The following is a 287-nucleotide window of genomic DNA, read 5'->3' as shown; positions in this document are numbered from 1 at the left end:
TTTGTCAAATAACTAAATAGCGGAGGCTAGCATGACTAAACATAACATACTTTTCATTGGCTTAGATACTCATAAAGAGTTTGTGGAAGTAGCATACATTGAAGATAATCGGGGCGCACAACCTATTCACTTTGGACGAATATCTTCAGCCAAATTAGCCATAAAGAAGCTCATTCGTCAGTTTGAGTCAAAATACACTCATGCAACTCTGCATTTCGTTTATGAAGCTGGCCCTTGTGGTTACTGGATTTACCGCTTAATTACTTCTCTTGGCCATTGCTGTTATG

At 38.7% G+C, this 287-nt stretch carries 1 pseudogene; it reads left to right on the top strand.

Features of this window, described 5'->3' with window-relative positions:
- Positions 1–31: 31 nt before the first annotated feature.
- A pseudogene (locus C2M30_RS12305) lies at positions 32–287 on the top strand (IS110 family transposase); the annotation flags it as partial.

This window comes from Pseudoalteromonas sp. T1lg24, from assembly GCF_002964745.1.
Classification (GTDB): domain Bacteria; phylum Pseudomonadota; class Gammaproteobacteria; order Enterobacterales; family Alteromonadaceae; genus Pseudoalteromonas; species Pseudoalteromonas spongiae.
The sequence above is the reverse complement of the archived record's forward strand: the minus strand, read 5'-3'. Positions and strand labels throughout refer to the sequence as shown.